22 protein-coding genes and 1 pseudogene are annotated in these 24702 nt (G+C 62.9%); 8 read left to right on the top strand and 15 right to left on the bottom strand.

Going from position 1 to position 24702, the window contains the following annotated elements; genetic code table 11:
- Window positions 1–176 (top strand): annotated as a pseudogene (locus ABX74_RS30145) (aspartate aminotransferase family protein); the annotation flags it as partial.
- Window positions 177–179: 3 nt separating this feature from the next.
- Here the strand turns inward: ABX74_RS30145 and ABX74_RS05925 are convergent.
- The gene (locus tag ABX74_RS05925) at window positions 180–446 is read right to left on the bottom strand and encodes a hypothetical protein (RefSeq protein ID WP_007732799.1); all 267 of its coding nucleotides are present in this window, start codon (window positions 444–446) and stop codon (window positions 180–182) included.
- 17 nt (window positions 447–463) lie between these two features.
- On the opposite strand from ABX74_RS05925, the gene ABX74_RS05920 reads away from it, so the two are divergent.
- Window positions 464–1162 (top strand): hypothetical protein, encoded by a 699-nt coding sequence (locus ABX74_RS05920; protein WP_019748222.1) that lies wholly within the window; start codon window positions 464–466, stop codon window positions 1160–1162.
- On the opposite strand, the gene ABX74_RS05915 is transcribed toward ABX74_RS05920, so the two are convergent.
- The 3 genes from ABX74_RS05915 to ABX74_RS05905 form a co-directional block, all read right to left on the bottom strand.
- Complete coding sequence (locus ABX74_RS05915) at window positions 1148–1828, bottom strand: PhzF family phenazine biosynthesis protein (protein WP_003942237.1); 681 nt, start codon at window positions 1826–1828, stop codon at window positions 1148–1150. The genes ABX74_RS05920 and ABX74_RS05915 overlap by 15 nt on opposite strands.
- 80 nt (window positions 1829–1908) lie before the next feature.
- Window positions 1909–2448, bottom strand: coding sequence for a carboxymuconolactone decarboxylase family protein (locus ABX74_RS05910; protein WP_003942122.1), 540 nt, complete (start codon window positions 2446–2448; stop codon window positions 1909–1911).
- A 2-nt stretch (window positions 2449–2450) separates the two neighbouring features.
- Window positions 2451–3038 (bottom strand): peroxiredoxin, encoded by a 588-nt coding sequence (locus ABX74_RS05905; protein ID WP_003942119.1) that lies wholly within the window; start codon window positions 3036–3038, stop codon window positions 2451–2453.
- 229 nt (window positions 3039–3267) lie between these two features.
- Between ABX74_RS05905 and ABX74_RS05900 the strand changes: the two genes are divergently transcribed.
- The gene (locus ABX74_RS05900) at window positions 3268–4188 is read left to right on the top strand and encodes a hydrogen peroxide-inducible genes activator (RefSeq protein WP_020907545.1); all 921 of its coding nucleotides are present in this window, start codon (window positions 3268–3270) and stop codon (window positions 4186–4188) included.
- Between the two features lie 28 nt (window positions 4189–4216).
- On the opposite strand, the gene ABX74_RS05895 is transcribed toward ABX74_RS05900, so the two are convergent.
- The 5 genes from ABX74_RS05895 to ABX74_RS05875 form a co-directional block, all read right to left on the bottom strand.
- Complete coding sequence (locus ABX74_RS05895) at window positions 4217–5617, bottom strand: FAD-binding oxidoreductase (RefSeq protein ID WP_047888408.1); 1401 nt, start codon at window positions 5615–5617, stop codon at window positions 4217–4219.
- A gap of 77 nt (window positions 5618–5694) precedes the next feature.
- Complete coding sequence (locus ABX74_RS05890) at window positions 5695–6339, bottom strand: hypothetical protein (RefSeq protein WP_047888407.1); 645 nt, start codon at window positions 6337–6339, stop codon at window positions 5695–5697.
- Between the two features lie 163 nt (window positions 6340–6502).
- A complete protein-coding gene (locus ABX74_RS05885) occupies window positions 6503–8854 on the bottom strand; it encodes a hypothetical protein (RefSeq protein WP_047888406.1) in 2352 nt (783 codons plus the stop codon).
- A complete protein-coding gene (locus tag ABX74_RS05880) occupies window positions 8851–9159 on the bottom strand; it encodes a type VII secretion target (RefSeq protein WP_021334291.1) in 309 nt (102 codons plus the stop codon). Before ABX74_RS05880 ends, ABX74_RS05885 begins: the two co-directional genes overlap by 4 nt.
- Window positions 9160–9279: 120 nt before the next feature.
- A complete protein-coding gene (locus ABX74_RS05875; RefSeq protein ID WP_047888405.1) occupies window positions 9280–10128 on the bottom strand; it encodes a LysR substrate-binding domain-containing protein in 849 nt (282 codons plus the stop codon).
- 56 nt (window positions 10129–10184) lie between these two features.
- Here ABX74_RS05875 and ABX74_RS05870 point away from each other — a divergent pair, with 56 nt between their 5' ends.
- Complete coding sequence (locus ABX74_RS05870; RefSeq protein WP_019748228.1) at window positions 10185–10592, top strand: DUF5997 family protein; 408 nt, start codon at window positions 10185–10187, stop codon at window positions 10590–10592.
- Window positions 10593–10646: 54 nt separating this feature from the next.
- Here the strand turns inward: ABX74_RS05870 and ABX74_RS05865 are convergent, their stop codons facing one another.
- The 3 genes from ABX74_RS05865 to ABX74_RS05855 form a co-directional block, all read right to left on the bottom strand.
- Window positions 10647–13151: a DEAD/DEAH box helicase gene (locus ABX74_RS05865; protein ID WP_020907550.1), complete on the bottom strand. Its 2505-nt coding sequence runs from the start codon at window positions 13149–13151 to the stop codon at window positions 10647–10649.
- A gap of 26 nt (window positions 13152–13177) precedes the next feature.
- Entirely contained in the window at window positions 13178–14215 is a 1038-nt protein-coding gene (locus ABX74_RS05860) for an alpha/beta fold hydrolase (protein WP_019748230.1), read from the bottom strand.
- Window positions 14216–14396: 181 nt separating this feature from the next.
- Entirely contained in the window at window positions 14397–15356 is a 960-nt protein-coding gene (locus ABX74_RS05855) for a proteasome assembly chaperone family protein (RefSeq protein ID WP_003942198.1), read from the bottom strand.
- Between the two features lie 361 nt (window positions 15357–15717).
- Between ABX74_RS05855 and ABX74_RS05850 the strand changes: the two genes are divergently transcribed.
- Window positions 15718–16473, top strand: a complete 756-nt coding sequence (locus tag ABX74_RS05850) for a sensor domain-containing protein (protein ID WP_053061982.1) — start codon at window positions 15718–15720, stop codon at window positions 16471–16473.
- 155 nt (window positions 16474–16628) lie between these two features.
- On the top strand, window positions 16629–17759 hold the full coding sequence (locus tag ABX74_RS05845; protein WP_053061981.1) for a DUF4192 domain-containing protein: 1131 nt from the start codon (window positions 16629–16631) through the stop codon (window positions 17757–17759).
- On the opposite strand, the gene galE is transcribed toward ABX74_RS05845, so the two are convergent.
- Window positions 17756–18745, bottom strand: a complete 990-nt coding sequence (galE, locus tag ABX74_RS05840) for a UDP-glucose 4-epimerase GalE (protein ID WP_029255256.1) — start codon at window positions 18743–18745, stop codon at window positions 17756–17758. The genes ABX74_RS05845 and galE overlap by 4 nt on opposite strands.
- Before the next feature lie 8 nt (window positions 18746–18753).
- The gene (locus tag ABX74_RS05835; RefSeq protein ID WP_003942150.1) at window positions 18754–19440 is read right to left on the bottom strand and encodes a metal-dependent transcriptional regulator; all 687 of its coding nucleotides are present in this window, start codon (window positions 19438–19440) and stop codon (window positions 18754–18756) included.
- 176 nt (window positions 19441–19616) lie between these two features.
- Here ABX74_RS05835 and ABX74_RS05830 point away from each other — a divergent pair, with 176 nt between their 5' ends.
- Entirely contained in the window at window positions 19617–20888 is a 1272-nt protein-coding gene (locus ABX74_RS05830; RefSeq protein ID WP_019748234.1) for an acetoin utilization protein AcuC, read from the top strand.
- The gene (locus ABX74_RS05825; protein WP_020969494.1) at window positions 20881–23586 is read left to right on the top strand and encodes a bifunctional GNAT family N-acetyltransferase/acetate--CoA ligase family protein; all 2706 of its coding nucleotides are present in this window, start codon (window positions 20881–20883) and stop codon (window positions 23584–23586) included. The genes ABX74_RS05830 and ABX74_RS05825 overlap by 8 nt, the downstream gene beginning before the upstream one ends.
- 142 nt (window positions 23587–23728) lie before the next feature.
- On the opposite strand, the gene ABX74_RS05820 is transcribed toward ABX74_RS05825, so the two are convergent.
- On the bottom strand, window positions 23729–24700 hold the full coding sequence (locus tag ABX74_RS05820; protein ID WP_003942639.1) for a sigma-70 family RNA polymerase sigma factor: 972 nt from the start codon (window positions 24698–24700) through the stop codon (window positions 23729–23731).
- Between the last annotated feature and the right edge of the window lie 2 nt (window positions 24701–24702).

The raw sequence follows: 24702 nt of genomic DNA, 5'->3' as shown, positions 1-24702 counted from the left end.
CTGCGGTGCAGTTGGCTGATCCGGCGGAGGCTTTGCCGTTCGTGAAGACGTTGCGTGAGCACGGTATTTCGGGTCGCGCGGCGGGTCAGGGTGCGATGCAGATTTCGCCGACGTTCGTCATGACCGATGATCAGGTCGCGGAGTTGGCAGCAGGGATCCTCGCAGCTCTCGGATGAGTTTCAGTTGCGGCGCCGGAAGAGTTTCTCGATTCGGCGCCGCACAGCGTTGGGTGCAGGTTCGAGTTCCAGAACCTCTTGTTCCGACTGCTTGGCGTAGGCCTGGGTGTACCGCTCGTGCAGTACCGAGCGAATTTCGTCCGGAGAGTAGGCCCGACGCTGGCGTTCGCCGCGCGCAACGAGAACCCCGGTGGCGGCAACGCCCATTGCACCGGCGAGGCCGACCAGTTTCCAAACGTGCGAGGCGCGCAGAGGAGTAGGGAGTTTCATCCCTCTACGCTAGAGGCATGGACCGACGATTGCTTTCGCAGGTGAGTCTCGAGGAGGCCGCCGCGGCGACCCGCACGGGCGACATCTGGATCTTCCGCGGAGAGTCGACGGCGGACCGGGCCATCCAGACGCTGACCAACAGCCCGGTCAACCACGTCGGAATGTCGGTCGTGATCGACGACCTTCCGCCGCTGATGTGGCATGCGGAACTCGGTCACTCGCTGCAGGACATGTGGACCGGACGCTTCCAGCGTGGTGTCCAACTGCACGATCTGCGATCGGCGGTTCAGGTCTGGGGCGCCAAGTACGGGCAGCGTGGATGGTTGCGCCAGCTCGACCACGAAGTCACCCGGGAGCAGGAAGACGCTCTGCTCAAGACGATCGCACGGCTGGACGGTACGCCGTTCCCGTCGACGGCGAAGCTTGCCTCACGCTGGTTCGGAGGCCGAATCCCGAAGCTGCGCAAGAAGTCCGACGTGTCCGCAGTGGCCGTCGAGAGCGCCTATTGCGCCGAAGTGGTTGCCAAGACCTATGAGGCGATGGGTCTGCTTGTCGGTAACCGTCGTATCAACTGGTTCGATCCGGGCAAGTTCTGGAGTGGAGATCAGTTGCCCCTCGCGCCGGGAGTTGCGCTCGGTGACGAGATCTCGGTGTCACTCAGCGCACGTGACCTCGAGGCCGGACGCAATCCCGCCGGGTACTCACAAGGTTCGTGACGGCTCGGCGACGACGCGGCCGCCGACTTCGAGCCACCCTTCCGGAGAGAAGGTGGTGTGAAGCACCGATCCGCGTCCCTGGGTGATGAGCAGTGATTTCCTCAACCGGTCCGTGATGCGCAGCGCTGCAGATCCGGTCGCCTCGTCCTCGGCGATTCCCATCACCGGTGCGAACATGCGTGCGCGGATGGCAGCTTCGAGCTTGTCCTGCCATGCCCACAGATACGAATGATCCGCCTCGTAGTCGGACGGATCTGCGTCGATGACGTCGTCGACCGTGTCCATCGGATAGATCGCGAATTCCGGTGCCCATTCGGCACGCGCGCGTACCCACGTCAAAGCGCCGGATTGGCGGACGTCGACACTGCCGGCAGGAACGTCGAGGGCGCTCACGCGACGGCCCTGTTCGCCCAGCCACCACGTGGCACCGACGGTCGGGTGTCCGGCGAAGGGGAGTTCTGCTGCCGGAGTGAAGATCTGGACCCGCGCACGTGAGGCGCCGTCATCCGGAACGTCGATGAAGATGGTCTCGCTGTAGTCGAGTTCCTTCGCGACGGCTTGTCGATCCGATTCTGCAACCGTGGACGCGTCGACGATTCCCAACGGATTCCCGTGCTTGCCGTTCTCGTCCGTGAAGACCCGGACCACACTCACCTCGATACCCATCGGTCCACCCTAGCGCGCGAAAAGCCCTCCCCACCTTCACGGTGGGGAGGGCTCGTCGAACTGCACTCAGGTCCGAGTGATCAGACCTGTGCGGCAGAGAGGATCTCGTTGGCTTCGACAGCCTGTGCGACGCCCGCGACGATGGAACCGGCGCGGATCGCTTCGAAGATGACCTCGCGGTCGACACCTTCCTGGCGGAGGGTGTTCTCGTGAGCTTCGAGGCAGTGGTTGCAGCCGTTGATCGCGGACACTGCAAGCGACCACAATTCGAAGTCGGCCTTGTCGACGCCCGGGTTGCCGATGATGTTCATCCGCAGGCCGGCACGAAGGTCGTCGTACTTACCGTCGAGGTAGCCCTTGGTGCGGTAGAAGACGTTGTTCATGCCCATGATCGACGCTGCGCCGAGAGCGGCGTTGTACGCCTCTGCCGACAGGTTGTCGGCAGCCTCGGAAGCAATCTCCTTGAGCGTGGACGCAGACTTGGTGGCTGCGGCCGTTGCGAGGAGCGTTCCCCACAACTGCTGCTCGTTCAGGACCGTCGTGCGCGCAATGGAACTCAGGTTGAGCTTGAGGTCCTTCGCGTACTCGGGAAGCGAGTTCTTGAGGTTCTCGACGCTCATACTCAGACGCTCGCAGTCAGAAGCTCGCCGGCGTTGATGGTCGGGTCGCCCTTCTTCCAGTTGCATGCGCACAGCTCGTCGCTCTGGAGAGCGTCGAGGACGCGGAGAACCTCGTCGACGTTACGGCCGACGGAACCGGCTGTGACGGAGACGAACTGGATCTCGTTGTTGGGGTCGACGATGAACGTCGCGCGGTCTGCAACGCCGTCGGCGTTGAGGACGCCGGTGGCCTCGGCAAGCTCACGCTTGAGGTCCGAGAGCATCGGGAAGGGGAGGGTCTTGAGCTCTTCGTGCTGTGCACGCCACTGGAAGTGCACGAACTCGTTGTCGACGGAAGCGCCGAGAACCTGAGCGTCACGGTCTGCGAACTCTTCGTTGAGCTTGCCGAATGCAGCAATCTCGGTGGGGCACACGAAGGTGAAGTCCTTGGGCCAGAAGAAGACGATGCGCCACTTGCCTGCGTAGTCGTCACTGGTGACGGTGGTGAAGTAGTCATCGGGCTGCTGGGCATCGACCTTGGACAGGTCGCCGCCGATGACAGCCGTGAGGTTGTAAGCGGGGAACTGGTCGCCGATTGTGAGCAGAGCCATGTGTCTCATTCTCCTACGTGTCTCGTGAACAGGAATTTCTTGCGCACACGATCCGGCTGTTCGGACTGTGACGGCCGAACGTGCTGGATCGAGAGGGTTTGTCACCGTCAGCGGGTCGGACGGTTTCGACTGGAGTGTCGAGGTTGTGACCGGCGCTTTTTGGTATGAGTCCATTCTGCATCAAACCGTTCAAAAGGTAAAGGTGATGGGTGGCACTACACTGATAGGCATGTCTGATCAGACTTATCAACCTTCCTTGTCACAGCTGCGTGCCTTTGTGTCGGTGGCCGAGTACCGGCACTTCGGTACTGCCGCAGCACGTTCCGGTGTGAGCCAACCCACACTGTCGCAGGCGCTGGCGGCTCTCGAGGCGGGACTAGGGGTCAAACTGATCGAACGTAGTACGCGGCGCGTGCTCGTGACCGCGGACGGACAGCGCTTGCTCGGTCAGGCGAAGCAAATCCTCGAGGCTGCCGACGGTTTCGTCGCGAGCGCGGCCGGCTCCGGCGACTCTCTGACCGGACCGCTACGCATCGGGTTGATCCCGACCGTTGCGCCGTACATTCTTCCGGGGTTGTTGCCGGAGCTGCGCGAGAAGCTACCGTCGTTGGCGCCGCAAATAGTCGAGGATCAAACGGCGCGCTTGCTTGATGCCCTGCGATCGGGAGCGCTCGACGTCGCGGTGTTGGCGCTTCCTGCCGGAACACCTGGCCTGGTGGAAGTTCCTGTGTACGAAGAGGATTTTGTGATGGTCGTGCCGAACGATCATTCCTTGGCCGGACGTGTCGATCTCACGGCGGACGTGCTCGACGCGCTGCCGTTGCTCTTGCTCGACGACGGCCACTGCCTGCGCGACCAGACGTTGGATCTGTGCCGTTCGGTAGACGCCCATCCGCTTGCCGGCGACACGCGGGCTACCTCTCTCGCGACAGTCGTGCAATGTGTGGCCGGGGGACTCGGGGTGACTTTGGTCCCGGAATCGGCTGTTGCCGTGGAGGTTCGACGCGGGGACTTGTCGACGGCGCATTTCGCCTCGCCGGCTCCAGGTCGCACGATCGGCGTCGTGTTCCGCTCGTCGAGTGGCCGAGCAGAAGGATTCCGTCAGCTGGCCGAGCTGGTCCGTTCGGTCAGCCCGACGGTTCCTCGATGACGTAACTCGTTCGACGTCGACGTGAAAGCTAGTCGAGAGAGCCTTCTTTCGCGGCAATGACGGCTCCGGGATTGAGAATTCCCAGCGGGTCGAGCGCATCCTTGACCTTGCGATTGAGGGCCATGACGTCTTCACCCAACTGTGACGGCAGCCAGTCGCGCTTGAGTCGACCGACCCCGTGTTCGCCGGTGATCGTGCCGCCGAGCGCGATGGCGAGATCCATCACCCGTCCGAATGCGATCTGTGCGCGTTCGGACATGTCCGGGTCTGCGGGGTCGAAGACGATGAGCGGGTGTGTGTTTCCGTCTCCGGCGTGCGCCACCGTGCAGATCAGGACGTCGAGGTCGTCGGCGATGGCTTCGACCCCGGTTACCAGCTGGGGGAGTGCGCGCATGGGAACGCCCACGTCTTCGAGAAGCAGACTTCCCATCGCGAGCACTGCCGGGAACACTGCCCGCCGTGCCGCCGCAAAAGCGTCACCTTCGGCCTGGTCATCGGTGGCGAATACTTCGGTGGCTCCGTTGTTTTCGCACGCCTGAACAATCGTCTCGATTTCCAGCACGCCTGCCGCGCCGGGTGCGTCGGACTGCGCGAGCAGCAGTGCGTGAGCCTTGCGGTTCAGACCCATGCGTACCGCATCCTCGACGGCATTGATGCTGGCATGATCCATGAACTCGAGCATCGCCGGACGCATGTTGCTGGTGATCGCCAAGACCGCGTCCGCAGCTTCTTGTACCGAGTCGAACGATGCGACGACGGTTGATGCGGGCGGCTGCGCGGGAATCAAACGCAACGTGATTTCGGTGATGATGCCGAGAGTTCCCTCACTGCCCACGAACAGTTTGGTGAGGGAGAGTCCGGCGACGTCCTTGAGAAGGGGACCTCCGAGGCTGACCGCTGTCCCGTCTGCCAGCACGACCCGGAGTCCGAGAACGTAGTCGGTGGTAACTCCGTATTTGACGCAGCAGAGTCCGCCGGCGTTGGTGGCTGCATTGCCGCCGATGGAACAGATCTCGAAGGACGACGGGTCAGGTGGGTACCAGAGTCCGTGCTCTGCGGCGGCTTTCTTGACCTCCGCATTCATCAAGCCGGGCTGAGTAACCGCCACACGGGCGACCGGGTCGATCGTGATCTGTCGCATTCGCTCGGTGCTGACCACTATGCAACCGTCGACGGCGCTGGATCCACCGGAAAGGCCCGAGCCGGCACCTCTGGGAACCACCGGTACGCGGTTGGCGGTTGCCCAGCGCATCACTGTTTGGATGTCTTCGGTGCACGTTGCGCGAACCACGGCAGCGGGATGGCCGGCGGTCGGGTCGGCGGCCCAGTCCTGGCGGTAGCCCGCGGTCACATCCGGATCCAGCAGGACGGCTCCCTCGGGGAGTGCCGCTACCAGTTCGTCCAAGGCGTGCGAATTTTCGACCGTCATCACTCCATCATGCGTCCGGCAGCGCCGCTGAGGTCCTGACTTGGTCAGATTTGGGCGCGGCACCGTTGCCCTGGCCCCTACCGGGCCGCATATTCTGGCCAGCCGGGGTAGTTGGGGAGGACGAGGGGTGGGGCGAAGTCGGTGCTCATCCGGAGTCGATTCCCGTCGTGACGCGATTTGAACCAGTCAGAGCAAGTCTCCTGTTGCACACGGTCGCTGGTGGAGCTGGTGAATTTGTCGACGATCCAGCCGCCGAAGACGTCCCCTTCCGGTGCATTGCGGGGCCCTTCGAATCGAGGGTAGGGGGTAGCCGTAGAAGCGGTGTTGTGCATCCAGATCTCGTAACTACTGCTCGGGAGTCGCGACGAATCCGGTTTGCGGCCGTCGTAATCGGTATCGTAGGCGTCGGAGCAGGCGTAAGCGACGACGGTCGAATCGCCAGGGTATCCGGCGGGAATTGTTTGAATACTCAAGATCCGGTTGATGCTGGTACCTCGGTAGACGCGTGGTGGTGTGTCTGCGGGTTCTCCGTAGCGGCGATCGCTCGAGACCGTTCCACGAGTGTTCGCAGTGATTCTCGAGAACCCGTGGTAGGCGTCGCTGCGATCGCCACCACTGTCAACGATGTAGTCGGATTCTATGAATGCTCGGACTATGGTGGCCTCTTCGCTGAAGAGGTCGATGCCGGGGTCTGCGAGCCATTGGTTGTGATAGTCGGTCATGTAGCTCGGTAGTACATAGACGTTTGACGCGGCGGGCGTGGTTGTGGCGCTGACGTTTTCGGTTGAGTTGGGTGCCGCGCAACCCGCGATACATGATCCCATGCTGAATGCCAGTGCAAGAGCGGTTGCGGCGCGGTGGTTTCGCCTTGTAAACGCAGGAAATCTATCCGACATCGTCGAGTCCGTCTCTCATGTTGGTCATGAACGTATCGCGATTGAATCCCCGAAACGTCAAATAGTCCTGCAGCGTGCTGTCGAATTTGCCGTTTAGACCCAGGGTCTCCAGATCGACTGGTCTGAGGGATTCGCTCGGATCGCCATTGACTCGAAAACCGTTCAGTTGCTCGAAGTCTTTTCTTCCGTAGGCGTTGTCGAGTGCCTGAACCAATCGGTAATCGAGAAGGGTCGTCGAAGCCGAACTCTGGTCTGTGAAGTTGAGTTGTGCCGGAGGAACTTCGACCGGGGAGCCCAGGACGTGATCTTTGAGTTCGACTCCCAGCATGCTGACTGCAACGCTGGTCGGTGGTCCGAAGCCTGGGATCATGGCGGCACCGCCGGAAATCAGCCAACCGAGTTCGTCGTATGTTTTCCCACGTCTGCTGATGATGTCCTGTTGCGCCGCCGCAGCGTCACCGGTTCGGTTGAAGGCTTCTTCCTCCAGAGCGCCGTCCATCAGTGCCTGGACGCGTCCCGCATATATTGCATATTGCGAAGAACCCGCGGCGATGTCTCCGCTCATGCTGGTTTCGACGAAGGTCCCTTGGAGTTGGCCCGCGGCTCCGAGCATGTTCGCATTGAAACTTGCGGCTGCGTGGGGGTCGCTGTCGATGATCGCGATCACCGATTTTGCATTGGCGAATCTGTCGTCGTAGGCATCGAGATTTTCGAAACCGAGGGTACCGGTTTGATCGGGTTCCAATCCGACGAGATTCCCGATGTACGGGGTCACCGCGGAACCAATGGATTGCGTCAACGCGGGATTCACTTCTCCGATGGATCTGTTGTCCAGGCCGGCGATGTCGAGGTAGGCACCTTTGTTGTCGGCGAGATTGTGGGCGAGCGCAAGGGCAGAGGCGCCGGCCCGTTCGGCAACAGCTGGGTTGGAGTTGGTGGCGTCGGGTCCGATCCAATCGGTGAGGCCGCTGACGGCTCGTCCGTCATCGTTCCATTCGCGGGTGAACAGATTCACCACGTCGTCCTGATGAGCAGGGGTGGTGAGGAAGTCGGCGTTCGAAGGTATGTCCCGAGTGGCAACGTCGAGGGCTTTGGTGAGGCTGGAGTCGAGCTCATCGTTGCTGACGGGCTGGCCGTCGTCGTCGAAGACCAATCGCATCGGGGCGCTCGATGAAGTTTGCGATTGGAGAGGGGCGAGATCTGCGCTGCGATCGAGCAGTGCAGAACTCAAAGCGCTGCCGGATTGCGTCGCCGGGTCTGCATTTCGAAGTATGTCCGTGAGTGCATTCGAATCGTCGAAATGGTTGACGTTCACGGTGGTGGAGTACCCACCGGGTTGGAGTTGCGAGCTGTACGCGGGGTCGCTGAAGATTCTGCGGACGTCTGGCGGAAGGTTGTCGAGGCTGCCCGCGTTGCCGTTGCCGTCGGTGACGTTGGGATTGGAGACGGTGAACATGCCCGAGGCGAGGGCGCTGGGGATTCGCGCGTCGGCGGGGACATTCGCATCGGGGAAGTTGACCGTGCGGAATCCTTCGGCTCCTGCACCGATATTCTTCAGCTCGTCGAGGTTGGTATCGGCGTAGAACTCACGTAGGTAGGCGAGTTGTTCCGGGTCGACGACCACGGGCCCGCCGGCAGCAAGTTGCGCTTGTTGTTCCGGAGTGAAAGTCGTCGCGGCGATCAACCGTTGCTTGGCCGCCTCGCTCTCGGGTGTTGCGCCCGGGGACTGCGCGAGAATGTCGGAGTCGTGGGCTCCCTGACCATCGAACCGAACGTGATGTGAAGGGGCGGTCGACGCTGCATCGGGGATCCCGAAATCGGCCTTGCGGTCGATGAGCGAGGTGCCTGCGGCGGTGATCTCCGTGAGGATTCTGGCGGCGCTCGCGTCAGTCTCGTCGACGTCCGTGAGTGCCGTGCCGATGCGCCACGAGTGATATTCGAGGCGGGCTTCTACCCCGCGCGGATCTGTGCTCGCCAGAGATGCGGGCGTCGCGGTGACGGAACCGTCGTCAGAGACGGTGAAACCGTCGGCGCTCGCGTCGTCGACGCGGCTGACCAGTGTTTCGCGGGTGTACCGGAGGTTTGCCGATTGCGCTGCGACACAGCGCCCGGCGTCTCCGACTATCGCGACGGCGTCTCGCCCGAAGGCATGCTGCTGGGTTGCCGAATCCCATGCTGCGGTCGCCGCGCTGCCGCTCCAATCGCTGGTTGCGGTGCCCATGATGCGGTGCGCGATGTCGACGTTGCTGTCGAATACGTCATGTCCGCGGCCCAGGGAGCCGGCATAGTTGTCGAGGGCGTCCAGATTCCAGGATCGGATCTGCGAGATCGACAGTGTCATCGCACGTCTCCCGAATCCTCGATCCGTGCGCCGTTGGCGATGTCGACCCGGGCGAACACTCGTGCGGAGTTTTCCAGTTTCGTGCGGGTAGCAGTGATCCCCGCACCGATCGCGCGGCCGAGTTCGTCGACGGTGACGACGTTGTCGGCTATGGCTGCAGCGAACGCCGACCCGGCGGCTCCGGCCGATGCGGCGGTAGCGGCCTCCGAAGCCGAGAATCCACCGAGTTCCTCGGCAGATGCCGTCAGCCCCTCCGCAGCACTTGCCAATTCGGCTGGATCAGCTGAAAAAGTATCCACACCCATGAACGAATCCCCCCGAATTCATCTGCGAGATCACAGTGAATCGAGGATAGAGCATGCCAGATGACCCGACCTCGAGGGGTGCGTCATCGTCCTCGCGGTCGAGGGGGTTGTGTGAAAGCCCTAGCGGCCCTTCTGCTTTCCGGAGAACCGGCCACCCGAACTCTTGGTCCCACCGGACTTGCCGCTGCCCGATTTGCCGCCGGCCTTGGCCTTGCCGGAACCTGCGTTGCGTCCGGAAATGTTCTTTGCGGTGCCGGCGCCCTTAGCTTTCTGCCCGTTCTTGGCAGCTTCTGCGCGACGCTCGCGGGCCGCGATCTTGGCCTTGACGGAGCCCTTGATCTTCTCCGCCGGCTCACCGTTTCGGCCGCGGGAACTCTGCGCCGTTCGGCCCCGCACGATGCCGATAAGTTCCTCGACCAGATCTGTGGTCTTGGACTCCATCCATGCCAAAGCCACAGGAGCCTCGGGCGCATCGTCCACCGGACGGAAGGTCAGGTCCTTGCGATGGTGGAACCGCGCCAGCGAATGGGGAACCACGACAACTCCGACGCCGGCGGCCACCAACTCGATGGCGTCGGCGATGGTCGCGGGTCGCTCGGCGGCGGTCTTTCCGGGACGGGTCGGCCAGTCGAGTCTGTCGTCGAGCGGATCGAGCACTATCTCGTCGGCCAGATCGTCGACGGAAATCTGATCGACAGTAGTGAACACGTGATCTTTCGCTACCACCACCACCGGGGTTTCCGCATACAGCGAGATGGCGCTGATTCCGGTCCGGTCGATCGGCAGGCGAACCAACCCTGCATCTGCTTCACCTGCGCGAAGTGCAGCTTCGAGTTCGAGTACCGGGAACTGAACAAGTTCCAGACGCACCTCGGGGAGCCGCTCGTGCCACACCCGGACCCACTTGGTGGGCGTCACCCCCGGGGCGTACGCGAGTCGAAAAATTGCCTGACTATCCGCGTCTGTCACCAGGCAAGGCTACCGCCTTGGTAAAAGCACCCGTATCGGCTGGTTACTCTTGTTGCATGACGTCGAACAAAACTCCCCAGACGATGAAGCCGACGACGGCTGCCAAGAAGCTGGGTGTGTACCTGGAAGCAACACCTGCGCAGTTCCAGGAAGGCGACGTGACTCGTGACGAGCTGACCGCTCTGCAGACCGATCCGCCGGAGTGGCTGCTGGAGCTGCGACGCACCGGACCGCACCCTCGCCCGGTCATCGCCGCCAAGCTGGGTGTATCGATCGCCGGCCTGGCCCGCGGCGGCGTCGAAGAAGCACTCACCACGGATCAGATCGCCGCACTCCTCGAAGAGAAGCCTGATTGGCTCGAAAAGGAACGCGCTGTTCAGGCCGACGTGCGGGCCGAAAACGTTCGCATCAAGGAAAAGCGCGCTGCGCGTCGTAACCAGCCGCGGAAGGCTCGAAGGGGCTGACGCCCCCCTGTGCGCCTTTCCGGTAGCGATGACTACCGGAAAGGCGCACAGGCGCTAGCCTTCTACGACGCTCAGCTCGTCGAACACGATTTCACCCGCCGCATCCGATTCCGGGATGTCGACGACGGCAAGCAGCGCCCATCCGTGATCGCCCTCCGGATCCTCGAGCACCTGCCGCACCCGCCAGAACTCTCCGTCCTCAGTGACCTGGAAGAGCGCCGGACCGCGCGCCGACGGCCCGGTTCCGATGGTTGCGTACTCCTCGAAGTACGGCAGTAGTTGCTCTTCCCACTCGGCGGCCTCGATACCGTCCTCGAGGTTTTCCAGCTCGTTCCACTGTCGACGCGACGCGAGATCGATGCGTCGGAACATCGCATTGCGCACCATGACGCGGAATGCGCGCGGGTTCGCCGAGATGGGACGGGGAATGTCGGCGCCGAACGCAACCTCTTCCGTGTCTGCCTCGGCTCCGGGGTCGGTGAGTGACTCCCACTCGTCGAGCAGGCTCGAGTCGACCTGACGGATCAGCTCGCCCAACCACTCGATGATGTCTTCGAGTTCCTCGGTGCGCGCTTCGGTCGGGACGGTTTGCCTCAGCGCGCGGTAGGCGTCGGCGAGGTAGCGCAGGACGAGGCCCTCGGACCGGGTAAGTCCGTAATGGCTGATCAATTCGGCAAAGGTCATGGCGCGTTCGATCATGTCGCGCACCACGGACTTGGGGGAGAGGGCGAACTCGGTGATCCACGGGTGGCCACCCCGGTACATTTCGAAAGCCGGGAACAGCAAGTCCGACAACGGTTTCGGCCAGGTGACCTCTTCGAGAAGCTCCATGCGCTCCTCGTACTCGATGCCGTCCGCCTTCATCTGCGCCACCGCTTCGCCGCGTGCGAAGTGCTGCTGCGCCATCAGAACCTGACGCGGATCGTCGAGCGTCGACTCGATGATCGAGACGACATCGAGTGCGTAACTGTCGGATTCGACGTCGAGAAGTTCGAATGCCGCCAAGGCGAACGGTGAGAGTGGCTGGTTCAAGGCGAAGTCGCGTTGCAGGTCCATCGTCAACCGAGCCATGCGGCCGTACTCGTCGGGTTCGTCGAGGCGTTCCACGATGCCGGCGCTGAGCAATCCGCGATACAGCGAGATCGCTTTGAGGATGTGCTTACGTTGCGCCGGACGCGATTCGTGGTTGTCCTCCAACAGATGCCGCATCGCGTCGAAGCAGTTGCCCGGGCGGGCAATGACATTGAGCAGCATCGAGTTGCTGACCGAGAATCGCGATACCAACGGTTCGGGCGATGCCGCGACCAAGCGGTCGAACGTCGCTTCGCTCCAGGACACAAACCCCTCGGGAGCCTTCTTGCGTTGAATCTTCTTGATCTTCTTCGGATCGTCGCCGGCCTTGGCGACTGCCCGCAGATTCTCCACTTCGTGTTCCGGTGCCTGGACGACAACGGTGCCCATCGTGTCGTAGCCTGCACGACCCGCGCGGCCGGCGATCTGATGGAACTCGCGGGCCTTCAGATGCCGTGTGCGGACGCCGTCGTACTTGGCGAGACCGGTCAGCAGCACTGTGCGGATCGGGACGTTGATTCCGACGCCCAGAGTGTCGGTACCGCAGATCACCTTGAGAAGTCCGTCCTGCGCGAGAACTTCGATGAGCCGTCGGTACTTGGGCAACATGCCAGCATGGTGAACGCCGATGCCGTGCCGGACCAGGCGCGAGAGTGTCTTTCCGAACCCCGTGGTGAAGCGGAAACCGCCCAGCGCTTCGGCGATCGCTTCCTTCTCTGCCTTGGAACAGAAGTTGACGCTCGTCAGTGCCTGGGCGCGCTCGAGCGCGGCCGCCTGCGTGAAATGCACGATGTAGACGGGGGACTGGTTGGTGGTCACCAGATCTTCGATGGTTTCGCCGACCGGCGTGGTCGCGTACGAGAACATCAAAGGCACAGGGCGTTCCGTGCCGGAGACGACGGTGGTCGGCTTCCCGGTGCGACGCGTCAGATCCTCGGAGAAGAAGTCGACCTCACCGAGAGTTGCCGACATCAAGAGGAACTGCGCGTGCGGCAACTCTATGAGCGGAACCTGCCACGCCCAACCTCGATCGGGTTCGGAGTAGAAATGGAACTCGTCCATCACGACCTGGCCGATATCGGAGTTCGGGCCCTCTCGCAGTGCGAGATTCGCGACGATCTCTGCCGTCGCACAAATGATCGGCGCCGACGAGTTCACGGCGGCGTCGCCGGTCATCATGCCGACGTTCTCGGCACCGAAGACCTCACACAGCGCAAAGAACTTCTCGCTCACCAAGGCCTTGATCGGCGCTGTGTAGTAGGTGCGCTTGCCGAGCGACATCGCATAGAAATGCGCGCCGATCGCTACCATCGATTTGCCGGACCCGGTCGGCGTCGCAAGGATCACGTTTGCACCCGAGACCAACTCCATGACGGCCTCTTCCTGGGCAGGATAGAGCGTCAAACCTCGTTCGAGGGTCCACGAAGAGAAGGCGTCGAAAACGGAATCAGGATCCGCGTTGTCGGGGAGAAGTTCCGTCAGCAGCACTCGTACAGGCTAGCCGCAACCGCGGATCAGGTTGCGCTTCGCTCGTCCGAGCCCATGGCGTCGAGCACTGCCATGCGGGTGGACGACGTTCCGGTGATGGTGTTCTCGCCGACGCCGGAGATCAGCATGTGACGCCAGCGGGCCTCGTCGAAGACGAGTGGTGCGGTGCTGGAAAGAAAATCTTCGACGATCTGCAGGAAACGCATCGGATCGTCGCGGAACGGGAAGTGGCCCGAGCCGCGGAAGATTTCGAGACGTGAGTTCGGCATCGCCGCGTGCGCGAGGTGAGCGTGGGAGACGGGAATGACGGAGTCGTCGTCGCCCCAGATCAGTTGAACCGGCAGATTCTCGGTCAGATAACAGCGGTCGAGCATCGTGACGACCTGTCCGCGCCAGTCCACGACTGCCCGCAGCGTACGAAGGTAAGCCTCGTAGGCAGTGGGGTCGGGGAGATCAGCGAGCACTCGAATCAGGTCCGGCGTGTCGTGCAGCATGGTGCCGGGGCGCAGATTCGAACCGTGAACGACACCGGCAAGGTTTCCGGCCATCCGGACGAGCGGCATCGCGCCAGGTATCCGGAGCAGTTTGACGACCTCGTTGACCACCGGAACGGACATGAGGCGCAGCAGCGGGTGGACGTCCTTGGTGACGCCACCGGCCGAGACCAGCACGAGGCGATCCACCATGTGTGGGAATTGGTAGGAGAACTGCATCGCGACGCCGCCGCCGAGCGAATGCCCGATGACGGTGACGTGCTCGATGCCGAGTGTCGACAGGAGATCACGCATGCCGTTGGCGTACGCGGCTACCGAATAATCGGCGCGCGGCTTGTCGGAGCGGCCGTGACCCAACAGGTCAGGTGCGATGACCGTGTACTTCTTGGCGAGGTGGGGAATGATCTCGGTCCACGTCGACGAGTTGTCGCCGATTCCGTGCAGGAGCAGTACTGCCGGACCCTCGCCGGCTATCCGAAATGCGCGTCGGTAGCCGTGAATCGTCCGGAACATCATCCGCGGTTCCTCGTCGGGGACCGGTCGGAGCTGACGGTTCCGTGGTCTGCTCATGTCGCCTCCTGGCTCGGCGTGTGACCACGTTGACTGTCTGCTCCAGTTGTTGAGCCGTCAACGAAAATCACACAGAGTTTGAGGCTATCCGACGGATGTGTCCTGAACAACAGCCCAGGTAACGGAGGGGTTGCGGAATGCGCACAATGTCGAATTATGCGCCCCGCCCGTCACATTTTCGTCAGTTGTCGCCTCGATCGAGGTCTCCAGCTGAGCCGAAGTCGTCATTTCCTGCCTGTTCGGCCAGGAACTTTTCGAACTCTGCGCCGATCTCGTCACCGCTGGGAAGGTCGGCCTCGCCGGCCAGAAGGGACGACTGTTGTTCCTGAGCGGCGACAAAAGTGTCGTATTGACGCTCCAAAGCGTGGACTACAGTCTGAACTTCTTCGTTCCCGGCTATGTGCTCGTTAACCTGTTCCCGAACGCGCGCCGCGGCCTCACCCAGTGCAACCAAGGGCAATTCCAGATCCGAAACCTCGGAAACGTTTTCGAGCAAAGTCTCTGCGGCGCCCGGGTAGTCCGTTTGCGCGAGGTAGTGGGGGACATGCACCGAAAAGCCCATCGCCTCGTGCCCGTGCTGAGACATACGAAGCTCGAGCAGTGATGATGCGCTGCCGGGAACCTGCAGTTCACCTGACCAACGCTGATGGTCCTGGATCAGGTCCTTGTTGGTCGAATGTGCTGTCACACCCAGCGGTCGGGTGTGCGGGATTGCCATCGGAATCGCGTTGAGCCCGATGGTTCGACGCACTCCCAACTGTTCGGACAACAGACGAACGGCTGTGGTGAACCGCTCCCACTTGAGGTCCGGTTCCATCCCTGCGAGCAGCAGGAACGGCGTCCCGGCCGTATCGCGCAGTGCGTACAGATTGAGCGCCGGAGCGTCGTAATCGGAGAAATGATCGGCCTTGAACGTCATAGTTGGTCGACGTGAGCGGTAGTCGATCAGCTCGTCGACAGCAAACGACGCGACAAGCTCGGTTTCCAGGCTTTCGCGCAGATGCGTCGTCGCCAACTTCACGGCGTGACCGGCGTCGGAGTAACCCTCGAGTCCGTGAATCAGGATCGGTCCCTGGCCGTCGGCAGCCGCCAACTGGGGCGCCGGAAATTCCAGCTCGTACATCCTCGACTGTTCGTCCATCGCAGTCCCCTTCGCTCTTCGGTCTTGATCTCAAGTGTCCACTATCGGCGCACGCTCGACAGCATCGGAGTCAGGTGCCCCACAGCACTGGATCAGACGTTCATCGGTAAGAACAGCGAGTCGGTGACCGATCATTCCCGATCCGACGAGCCGGGCGTTCGCCGAGAGCGAAGCCGAGCGGTATCTTTCGACACTTGGCCTGGGCGTTCGCTAGATGTCGGGTGCGCGGCTTCGGACATGGCAGAGTGGAAGACAAGGTCGGCACGGCCGATTTGTCCGAAATGCATTGGTCGATTGTCGGGATCGGTCGAGGTCGAGTGCGGAGGCTTACATGCGGGTGTGTCCACGATCGTCCAGGCGAGTGGCCGCATGCTCCCTTGCTGCGGTGGCCGCCGTTGCACTACTCGCGGGCTGCTCCGGGTCGGTCCAAGGTGCACCCGTTCCGGACTCCGCGCCGGCGACTGCCGGTGCGACCGACAGCGGCTCAGCGGCGCCGAGTACGACGACTGCACCCAAATCCTCGACGCCGAAATCCACCTCTCCGAAAACGGCGGCACCGTTGTCCGAACTGCTGCTGACTCCCGAGGAATTTCCCGAGCCCTTCGGCGCTGTTGTGCTGCCCCCGCAGGCCGTTCCGATGGCAGCGCCGGATCTAGTCGGCGTCCCACGCGGTGCCACTGTCGATCCATCCGAATGTGAGCCACCGGAACAGGATTACGGTCCGAACGGGACCGTGATGGCGGTCGGGACCGACAATGCGACGAGGGCAACGATTTCGGTCGAACTCACGAAGGTCGACGCACCACTGGACGAGTTGGAAGCGCAAACGCGCCAGTGCCCGTCCATGACGGTCACTGCGAACGGCGTCACCACTACAGTGACGACGGAAATTCTTCCGCCGTCGCCGATCGATGCCGACAAGACGATGTCACTTCGCCGCACCGTCGTGTCCCCCAAAGCCGCAGCCGGCGATCAGACGATGCTGACATTGATCGCGCAGGTCGACGACGTACAGGTAGCAACAACACTGATGACGTTCGGTTCTGCGACGCCCTCGACGGCACCTCTGGATCAAGCGTTCACCGCAGCCGTACAGAAGGTCAAAGCAGGCAAGTGATTTCGCAGCACACGGGTCCGACACAGAGCGGACCTTTTCGGTGCGGCGCGATAGTTCGTCCCCAACTGACTCGATAATCCACAGACGAATTCGACGTCGCTGTTTTCCCTGGTCGAGCGGATGGCGGCATCGGAGCGATCGGCGAGGGTCTGTGCATGACCACATCACCTCTTCCAGGAGAATTCGAATTCTCCGACGACGACCTGGCCCTTTTCGGACGCGTTGAACGTGTTTCCGATCCAGGCGAATTGATCGCGGCAATACCCGCCCTCCTGGGATTCCATCCGTCCAACTCCGTCGTTGCGCTGTCTCTGATGGGCGCCTCCGCCTCGACGCTCGGCCCGGTAATGCGACACGACTACTTTCCCAGCGTCAAGGGAAAGCCTGCGAGGCAGATGAGCGCGGCGCTGCGCCAGTTCGCCGCCGTGTGTGACGGGGAAGGGGCGCGTGCGGTCGTTCTCGTGGTGATCACCAATTGCTCGACAGCTGAAACTCTCATCGACGAAACCATCGAACTGGCCGAGGTATTCGAAGACATGCTCGGCGGAACCTGCGTCGAGCTGGCTGACGTATTGTGCACGGCCGCAATAGAATCCGGCCAGCCGTGGACGAGCGTCACGCGTTCGATTCACCGCGGCACCCTGCCAGACCCGGCATCTTCGTCGGTCGCGGCGGCGCAAGTGTTGGGCGGGAGGGTCATTCGCCGTTCGCGCGAGGAACTGGTCCGGTGGGTACACGGTGCCGCTCGCAATCACGACGCGATTGCCCGACTGATCGCGAGCCGCCGAGAATCGAGTGAGTGCAGCGGAGGATCAGGCCGTGATGCAGCAGTTCAGCGCCGGGTCGATCTGGTGTTGGAACATGTCCGCCGTGTGGAGGCGGGCACTTACTACCCTGACCCGCAGGAATGCGCGGATCTGGTGGTCGCTTTGACGGACGTTCACGTGCGCGACGTGGTGTTGGGTCTGGCGATCACGTCGGTTGCCGCACATGCCGAACAATTGTGGCTCGTACTTACCCATGAAGTACCGTCTCCCGAACGAGCTTGGCCGGCAACACTTCTCGGGTTCTTTGCATACGTGCGCGGCGACGGGCCCCTGGCAGGTGTTGCGCTGTCGGCCGCACTGTCGGCCGATTCGGAACATACCTTGGCCGGATTGCTGGATTTATCGCTCCAATCCGGTGTGCACCCCGATGGGATCCGTGACCTTGCGGCCGTCGGATTGTCCATCGGCGAATCGCTCGGAATTGCCGGCTTGCCGCCGGCGCTGCCGTGTGGAAGCTAGCGAGCAGCGTGTGAGCGGTCGCCCAGATCCTGGAGGAACTGCCATGCATCGGCGACGATGACGTCGAGATCGGTACGCGTGGGCGTCCAACCCAACTCGGCAATCGCCTTGTCGCTCGATGCGATCAGTACGGCCGGATCACCCAGCCGTCGTGACGCGTCTTCGACGTTGATCGGCAGGCCGGTGACCCGCGCACAGGCAGCGATCACCTCGCGCACGCTGAAGCCGGCACCACTTCCGAGGTTGTAGATGCGGTGCTCGCCGGGAACCGAGGATTCGAGCGCCAGCAGATGCGCTTCGGCGAGGTCAAGCACGTGGATGTAGTCGCGTACCGCGGTGCCGTCCGGCGTGGGCCAGTCGGTTCCGAATACCGAGATCTTGTCTCGCTGCTCGAGTGCGACCTGAAGGACGAGCGGAATCAGGTGTGTTTCGATCACCCGGTTCTCGCCGGCGGACTTGTACGCACCCGCGACGTTGAAGTAGCGCAAGCTGGTAGCGCCGAGGCCGTGGGCGATCGAGTACGAGGTGATCGCATGATCGATCGCGAGCTTGGTCGCGCCGTACGGATTCGTAGGGCGGGTCGGAGCGGTTTCCACGATGGGGGACTGCTCCGGCTCGCCGTACGTCGCGGCGGTGGAAGAGAACACGAGCCGGGGAGTGCCGGAGACACGAATCGCCTCGAGCAGTTCGATGGTCGTGACGACGTTTCCGCGCCAGTACTTTTCGGGGTGCAGCACGGATTCGCCGACCAGCGACTGCGCAGCGAAGTGAAGTACGCCGTCGAAAACCGGTGAACCCGCACTGCCGAGGATGTCGGCGGCCAGCGCCCCCACATCCCCTTCGATGAACTCGGCACCGGCAGGCACCGCGTCGGCATTTCCGGTGGAGAGGTCGTCGATGACGACAACTTCGTGTCCACGCTCCAGCAACACAGTGCTGCACACACTGCCGACGTAACCGGCGCCGCCGGTGACCAGGAGTTTCATCTAGTTCCTCAGACCTGCTTGACCTGAACGGCGTGAGCCATTTCCTCGGACAGGTCGAACCCGCTGTGACCCGGCACGATGATGGTCACCGAGCCCGGACGGGTTTCGACCGTCACCCTGGCGTCGGGAACGACGCCGGCGTCACGCAGCTGCGCGATCACCTCGGGATCGGACTGCACGTGCTCGGCGAGTCGCCGAACGACCACAGCTGTCTGTGCGCCGTGCGGAATATCGGTCAGGCGCACCAACGTTTCGGTGGTGGCAACCGGGCCGTCGAGTCCCAACTGGTCCAAGCCCGGAATCGGGTTGCCGTATGGCGACGTCGTGGGGTTGTTCAGAACGACGACGAGCCGACGCTCGACCTCCTCGCTCATCACGTGCTCCCAACGGCATGCCTCGGCATGTACGTCTTCCCATTTGAGACCGATGACGTCCACCAGTAGGCGCTCTGCCAACCGGTGCTTACGCATGACAGAGATCGCGAGATCGCGACCCTTGTCGGTGAGTTCCAGATGTCGATCGCCGGCGACCATCAGCAAGCCGTCGCGCTCCATACGCGCAACTGTCTGGCTGACGGTGGGTCCGCTCTGTTCGAGCCGTTCGGCGATCCGCGCCCGGAGTGGGACTACGCCCTCTTCTTCCAAGTCGTAGATCGTCCGGAGATACATCTCCGTGGTGTCGACTAGATCCTTCACACTCAACCCCTTCGTCAGTTGATCATTCTACCGTTCAGTTCGTGGTTCCGGTGCCGCCTCCACTGCGGCGAGTCCAGCGCGTGTCCGAATTGGATTCGTGTCACTCGATCTCGGTCTCCGAAGCGGGCCGCGAGTGTGGTGTGCGGCACGAAACGAGAAGGAAGTAGCGTGATCCCATGACCGCGTCGATCAGATCTGACGGGGACCCCGCGGCGTCTCGAGCGAATCGAGTCGTGGTGTGGAGTCCGGAGTACCTGAGCTATCGGTGGAGCGCCGATCACCCGATGAATCCCACTCGCCTCGATCTCACGATGGCACTCTCGCGAAGCCTCGGACTTCTCGAGGGCATCGAATTTCTCGAACCGAGCGCCGCGTCCGATGCCGACCTCCTCAGAATCCACACACCGGCATATCTTGCAGCGGTCAAAGACGCGGGTAACTCTGCGAACAACGGTGTGAGCGGCCAGGATGTTCCCCACGGGCTCGGTACCGAGGACAACCCGGTCTTCCCGCACATGCACGAAGCAAGTGCGATCCTCGCCGGCGGCTCGCTGGCCGCAGCGCAGGAAATCGCTTCGGGACGTACGCGTCGCGCGGTCAGCATCGGCGGCGGCATGCACCACGCGATGGCGGATTGGGCTTCGGGATTCTGCGTCTACAACGATGCGGCTGTGGCGATTTCGTGGCTGCTCGACAACGGCTACGACCGCATCGCCTACATCGACGTCGACGCTCATCACGGCGACGGAGTGCAACATGCGTTCCTCGGGGACCCCCGGGTGCTCACGGTCTCGCTGCATCAGCACCCGGCAACCTTGTGGCCGAACACCGGATGGTCGAGCGAGGTCGGCGACGGGGCCGCTGAAGGCACTGCAGTGAACATCCCGGTGCTTCCCGGGACCGTCGACGCGTTGTGGCTGCGCGCATTTCACGCCGTCGTCCCGGGAGCCATTGCAGCCTTCCGGCCGCAGATCATCATCAGCCAGTGCGGAGTCGACTCGCACCGCGAGGACCCGCTTGCGGACCTCGCTCTGACCGTCGACGGCCAGCGAGCTGCGTTCCTGGCAATGCGCGATCTTGCCGACCGCTACTCCGAGGGCCGGTGGCTGGCAGTCGGCGGCGGCGGATACGGACTGGTTCGCGTCGTGCCGAGGGCATGGACTCACCTGATCGCTGCCGCGCTCGATCGCGAGGTCGACGTCGACACAGCTGTGCCTGACGAGTGGAAGGAATCGACGAAGCTGCGAGCGCCGAGCGTCGACCTCCCGCCGACCATGGGCGACGGCGGAGATGTCGCATACACCCCGTGGGACGGCCCGGGTGGTACACCGGAGACAGGTGTCGCCTCGGTAGATCGTGCACTCACCCGAATCGACTCGGCGATCATCGCCACACGCCGCGCTTCGTTCCCGCTACTCGGACTCGACCCGGAGGATCCCCGTGACTGAACAGTCCGATACCGATGCCGGCGGCGCGAGCGACCAGGCGCCGAAGACCGACCCCGCTCACACCTATCCCCATTCGTGGGTAGTCGATGTTCTCGCCTCCGACGGCGGCGCGGTGGCGTTGCGACCCATCGTTCCCGAGGACGCGGACAAGCTCGTCGAATTCCACGGCAAACTCTCCGAGCGGACCCGGTACCTGCGCTACTTCGGCCCGTACCCCACGATGTCGGCGCGCGACGTGAAGAATTTCACGACGGTCGACCACCACAACCGCGTCGCCTTCGTGATGATGCTCGGCGACGAGATCATCGCGGTGGGTCGCTACGAACGACTCCTCGACGTCGGTGACGGAAAGTCTGCCGAGGTCGCCTTCGTCGTTGCCGACGCACACCAGGGGCGCGGCCTCGGCCCGATCCTGCTCGAATACCTGGCAGCAGCAGCGGCCGAGAACGGCCTGACGATGTTCGTCGCCGAGGTCCTGTCCGAGAACCGCAACATGGTGACGGTGTTCCGTGAGGCGGGGTATCAGGTGAGCCGCTCGTTCGACGGTGGCGTGCTGCGCCTCGAATTCGCGATCGACCCGACGGAAGCGCTTGTTTCAGTACGTAATTCGCGTGAGCGGGCAGCTGAGGCCCGCAGCATGGGAAACGTGCTGAGTCCACGATCGGTGGCAGTGATCGGCGCATCAGCGGACCCCGCCAAGGTGGGTAACGCGGTGTTGACCAACCTGCTGCGCGGCGGATTCACCGGACCGGTCTACCCCGTCAACGCGGAGCATCGTTCGGTTCACGGGGTGCGGGCGTACCCAACTGTTCGCGACATTCCTGACGACGTCGATCTCGCCGTCGTGGCTGTACCTGCAGAATCGATCAATTCGGTACTCGACGACTGCCTCGACAAGGGCGTCAAAGCGCTGGTGGTGGTCTCGTCGGGCTTCAGCGAGAGCGGTCCGGACGGACGCTCGTCCGAACGCAAACTGGTCCATGCAGCACGCGCTCACGGAATGCGCCTCATCGGTCCTAATGCACTGGGAGTGGCGAACAACGACCCCGCGATCTCGTTGAATGCGACTCTCGCGCCGGTATTGCCGGTGGCAGGCAACGTGGGCTTCTTCTGTCAGTCCGGCGCGCTCGGTATCGCCATTCTCGACGAAGCCGCGCGCAGCCGAATCGGGTTGTCCGCCTTCGTTTCTGCCGGCAACCGTGCGGACGTCTCGGGCAACGACCTTCTGCAGTACTGGGATTCCGACCAGTCCACCGAAGTGGTCCTTCTCTACCTCGAAAGCTTCGGCAACCCACGAAAGTTCTCCCGGATCGCCCGTCGAGTTGCGCGGAAGAAGCCGATCGTCGCGGTCAAGAGCGGTCGGCACGCGGTTCCGCCGGTTCTCGCCGCCACCGGAGTGGAGATCGACGATTCCATCGTCCGTGCTCTCTTCGAACAGGCGGGCGTCATCCAGGTCGGCTCCATTTCACAATTGTTCGACTGCGCCTTGCTCTTCGGATACCAGCCGTTGCCGGCGGGTCCGCGGCTTGCTGTCATCGGCAACTCGACCGCGCTCGGTGTCCTTGCCGCGGACGCCGCCCGCAGTGAAGGTTTGCAGGTCAGCGACCCGGTCGACCTTGGCGCCCAGGCGAGTCCGGAACTGTTCGCCGCTGCCGTGCGCGACGCGTTGGCGTCGTTCGACGTCGATGCCGTCATCGCCGTCTTCGTTCCTCCGGTTGCCATTCCGGTCGAGCCGTTCGCGAAAGCGCTCAAAGACGCCGTCGCCGGCTCGGACAAGCCGATTCTCACGACGTTCCTCGCAGCCGAGGGTGTGCCGGACGTCCTGGCGGTCCGCGACGAAGTCGGAAACCCGACCCGCGGTTCGGTGCCGTCCTACCCAGGGCCGGAGCGCGCCGCACTGGCGTTGGCGAGGGCCTGGCGTTACGCGGAGTGGCGCAGCAAGCCTGCGTCGAAGGTTGTTCGCCCCGCGGGAATCGACTCCGAACGAGCCCAGAAGATGGTGGCCGCCTGGCTTGAAAACTCGCCTGGCCGTTGGCTTTCGGACGTCGAAGCAGCAGCTCTTCTCGAGTGCTACGGGGTTGCAGTCGTCGAATTCCGTTCGGTCCTGAGCGAAGACGAAGCTGTAGAGGCAGCGGATGCTGTCGGCTACCCGGTCGCGGTCAAGGCAACCGGCGAAATGTGGCGACACCGACCGGATCTGGGCGGCGTCAGGCTGGATCTGAGTGGACCTGAATCGGTGCGCCTCGCTTACCGAGATCTTGCGGCCGCGTCGGGTGAACCGCTGCTGCACGTGCAGAAAATGGCAACCAAGGGCATCGGGTGTGTGGTTGGTGTCCAAGACGACCCGTCGTTCGGTTCGCTGATCTCGTTCGGTCTCGCCGGTGTGATCTCCGATCTCCTCGGGGACCGTGCCTATCGCGTACTGCCGCTCACGGAAGACGCTGCTACGGAGTTGATCGACGCACCCAAGGCAGCACCGCTGCTCTCCGGATATCGAAATGCCGTTCCGGTCAACAAGGGTGCCTTGGTCGATCTGGTCCAGCGGATCTCGGCGCTGGCCGACGACATTCCCGAAGTCCGCGAACTGGCCTGTGAGCCGGTACTTGCTTCGGCTACCGGCGCGGAGATCACCGATTCGCGAGTACGCATCGGGCCCGAGCCGAGTGCAATCGACCTGGGGCCCAGGCGTCTGCGGTAGATACAGCGTCTGCGGTAGGTACAACGAACAACACCGGCCATCGCACATTCCCGAGGGGGAGGGAATAAGCGGTGGCCGGTGCTTTGTGCGGTGCGTCAGCGCGAGTGGTGTGGCGCGCTGACGCACGTGCTGTGTTGTTTGATCAGCTCGCGTAGGAACGCAGTTTCTCGGCGCGATCGCCGACGCGGAGCTTGCCCATGACCTCACGCTCGATCTGACGAACCCGCTCACGCGAGAGGCCGAAGAGCTTGCCGATCTGATCGAGGGTGCGAGGCTGGCCGTCGTCGAGACCGTAGCGAAGTCGGATGACCTGCTGCTCGCGCTCGTCGAGCGTCCCGAGCACGCTGCGCACATCGCTGTGCAGCAGACCGGCGATGACGGCGTTCTCCGCCGAAGTCGCCTCGGAATCTTCGATGAAGTCGCCCAAAGGTGCTTCTTCGTCGTTACCGACGGGCATGTCCAGGCTTACCGGGTCGCGACTGTGGTCGAGCAGGTCCGCGATCTTGTGCGCCGGGATGCCCGACTCTTCGGCCAACTCGTCGTCCGTCGCTTCGCGCCCGAGCTGCTGGTGCAGTTCACGCTTGATGCGGGCGAGCTTGTTGACCTGCTCCACAAGGTGGACTGGGAGCCGGATGGTGCGGCTCTGATCAGCCATTCCGCGGGTGATCGCCTGACGGATCCACCAGGTGGCGTACGTCGAGAACTTGAAGCCCTTGGCGTAGTCGAACTTCTCCATGGCACGGATGAGTCCGAGGTTGCCTTCTTGAATGAGATCGAGGAGCGGCATTCCGCGGCCGGTGTAGCGCTTGGCCAGCGACACGACGAGTCGCAGGTTCGCTTCCAGGAGGTGGCTACGCGCCGACTGTCCCTCGCGAACGATCGTTGCGAGATCCCTCTTCTTGGCGACTGTCAGGCGCTTTCCCGTGGCAAGGACGTGGCTGGCGTACAGCCCCGCTTCGATTCGCTTCGCCAGTTCGACCTCGTCTGCTGCTGTCAGCAGTGCAGTACGACCGATCCCGTTCAGGTAGACGCGGACCAGGTCTGCGGCCGGGCTCTGGGCGTCCAGATCTGCGGCGCTCGGACGAATGCGAGTAGTGGTACTGGGGCTTGTCATGA

Source organism: Rhodococcus sp. ARP2, from assembly GCF_001029585.1.
GTDB classification, from domain to species: domain Bacteria; phylum Actinomycetota; class Actinomycetes; order Mycobacteriales; family Mycobacteriaceae; genus Rhodococcus_F; species Rhodococcus_F erythropolis.
This window is presented reverse-complemented; position numbering and strand designations above follow the sequence as displayed.